The 2605-nt window shown below is 72.3% G+C and carries 3 protein-coding genes; 1 reads left to right on the top strand and 2 read right to left on the bottom strand.

All coding sequences use genetic code 11. The features are described 5' to 3' along the window. Positions 1-1058: FtsX-like permease family protein (locus NQ160_RS22115; protein WP_257517194.1), on the bottom strand; the 1058-nt coding region annotated here is incomplete at its 3' end. Then, complete coding sequence (locus NQ160_RS22110) at positions 1055-1795, bottom strand: ABC transporter ATP-binding protein (protein ID WP_257517193.1); 741 nt, start codon at positions 1793-1795, stop codon at positions 1055-1057. The genes NQ160_RS22110 and NQ160_RS22115, both read right to left, overlap by 4 nt. 190 nt (positions 1796-1985) lie before the next feature. On the opposite strand from NQ160_RS22110, the gene NQ160_RS22105 reads away from it, so the two are divergent. Then, the coding region (locus tag NQ160_RS22105; protein WP_257517192.1) for a PTS transporter subunit EIIB at positions 1986-2605 on the top strand (620 nt) is incomplete at its 3' end.

The following is a 2605-nucleotide window of genomic DNA, read 5'->3' as shown; positions in this document are numbered from 1 at the left end:
AGCAGCACGAACGCGGCGCCGAGGGTCACCAGCACGCCGACGCGGATGTCGGACAGCAACGTGCCCTGCTCGTTCTCACCGACGGTCTCGAGCAGCCCCATCCCGCCGCCGGCGACGACGGCGATGAACGCGATCATCGCGATGCCCGAGACCCGGCGCCATGCCTGCGGTGCGTGGGCGGCCAGCTCGCGACCGGCGATGAGGCTCGCCGCCGAGGTGGCGCGCCTTGCCATGATGCGTCCGGTCAGGGCCACCAGCGGCGCACCGATGAGGTTCACCAGACCCATGGCGCCGGCGAACATTCCGATGAGGATCATGATGCCGAGGGTGTCGGCGAGCGAGCCCATGCTCCCCGCCACGGCGATGAGCGCCACGAGCATGACCAGCCCCACCACCAGCAGGACGGTGCGCCGCGGTGCGGCGTTCGTCCTGCGCCGCACCCCGAGGGGGCCCAGGCGCACGGCGCGCAGGCTCAGCGCCGCGCTCGTGGTCGCCAGCGCGGTCACTGCGACGACGGCCCAGAAGATCGCGGGCAGACCCGCCCACACCGCGGCGATGCCCACGGGGCCGCCGAAGAACGGCAGGAGCCCCACCAGCGGCAGCAGCACGAGGTACAGCACCACGCCCCCGAGCGCACCGGCCAGCGCCGTGAGCGCGGCCTCGGCCACGGTCATCGCCGAGACCTCGGCGCTGGTCGCCCCGAGCAGCCGCAGGGTGGCCAGGCGGTCGTTTCGCCGACGGCTCGACAGGCGCGCAGCGGCGGCGCCGAGGGTGAACACCGGCACGGCCAGCAGCACCAGCGCCAGCATGCTCAGCATGGGGTAGACCGGGTCGCCGGCCACGCGGGGGTCGGTGTGGAACATGACCGTGCCGCCGACGACGACCAGCAGCAGAGCGGTCGTCACGGCGAAGGCGACCACCGGCAGCAGCAGCGCGGCGCGCCCCTGGCGGGACGGTCGCGAGAGCAGCGTGGTGAGGGTGACGATGCGGCGGGCGGAACCTGCCGTACCGCGTGGCGGGGCCGCGAGGACGTTCGGGGCGGTGGTGCCGGCGGTCATCGCGCCGCTCCGTTCGAGGCGGGTCGAACCGCGGCGCCGGCGGTCTCGCCGACAACGTGGCCGTCGCGCATGTGCAGCACGCGGTCGCAGCGCGCTGCGACATCGGCATCGTGTGTGACCACCACGAGGCTCCGGCCCTGCCCGGTGGTGGCGTGCAGAAGCGCGCTCATCACCTCGGTCGAGGTGGCGGAGTCCAGTGCGCCGGTCGGCTCGTCGGCGAAGACGATGGGCGCGCCGGTCACCTGGGCGCGCGCGATCGCGACGCGCTGGGCCTGGCCACCGGAGAGCTGGCCGATGCGGCGGTCCTCCATGCCGGCGAGCCCCAGCGATGCCAGCCACCCGGCGGCGTGGGTCTCGGCCGCCCGGCGCCCCACGCCGGTGACGAGCAGCGGCAGAGCGGCGTTCTCGAGCGCGGTGAGCTCGGGCAGCAGCAGGTGCTCCTGGAAGACGAAGCCCACCCGGGACCGCCGCACCTCCGAGCGCTGGTCCTCGCTCATCCCGACCAGCTCGACCGGCGCGCCGTCCCTGGTGGCGAGCCGCACCGAACCGGCGTCGGGGGGGAGGATGGCGGCGAGGCAGTGCAGCAGGGTGGTCTTGCCGGAACCGGAGGCGCCCATCACGGCGACGGACTGGCCGCGTCCGATGGTGACGTCGACGCCGGCGAGCGCGGTGAGATCGCCGTAGCGCTTGATGAGACCAGTGGCGGCCAGGGCAAAGTCGTGGGAAGTGTTGTTCACGATGCCAGTCTTCGCGGCGGCGGGCGCCCCGTCGTCGGCCCTGCGAGGTATGCGGCTCCTTCGCTGGGATGATCCTCGGACCCCCTCGACCGCTCCGAATGGCTGGCGTAGAGTCGCCCGCGACGGCCCCGGGTGCCGCGCAGACCGTTCCGGATCAGCGCGAAAATCCGGCGAGAAGGGAGCGGTTCCCATGTCCGACAGCCCCGCAGCCGAGATCGTCGAGTTGGTCGGCGGTCCCGGGAACATCGAGAGCCTCACCCACTGCGCGACGCGCCTACGGTTCCAATTGCGCGACGGTGACCTCGTCGACAAGTCGGCGGTCGAGGCGGTTCCCGGCGTCATGGGTGCCGTGCCGCAGGCGGGCGACCGCTTCCAGGTCGTCATCGGCGGCGGCGTGCAGACGGTCTACAACGACATCATGGCGCTGCCGACCATGAAGGGCGACGCCGAAGGCGACGTCGACGACACCGCCGCCATCAAGGCGCGGGAGCGCGCGAAGGGTCCGCGCGGCAAGGTCGCCTGGCTCGACTCGCTGTTCGAATTCCTGTCGGACTCGTTCCGACCGATCCTCGGCGCCCTGCTCGGCGCCTCGCTGTTCATCACCTTCATGGCGCTGATGGCCACCCTCGGAGTGATCCCGTCGTGGAACGCGCCGGGCGTCGTGCTGGAGCCCTCGTGGGCGTTCATCAACCTGATGTGGCAGTGCGTGTTCGTCTTCCTGCCGCTCATGGTGGCCTACAACGCCTCGCAGAAGATCGGCGCCGACCCCTGGGTCGGCTTCGCGATCATGGCGGTGGTGATGCTGCCGGG

It is taken from the genome of Microbacterium sp. zg.Y909 (assembly GCF_024626565.1).
Note: the sequence above shows the minus strand (reverse complement) of the source record. Positions and strands in the feature narration are given on the sequence as shown.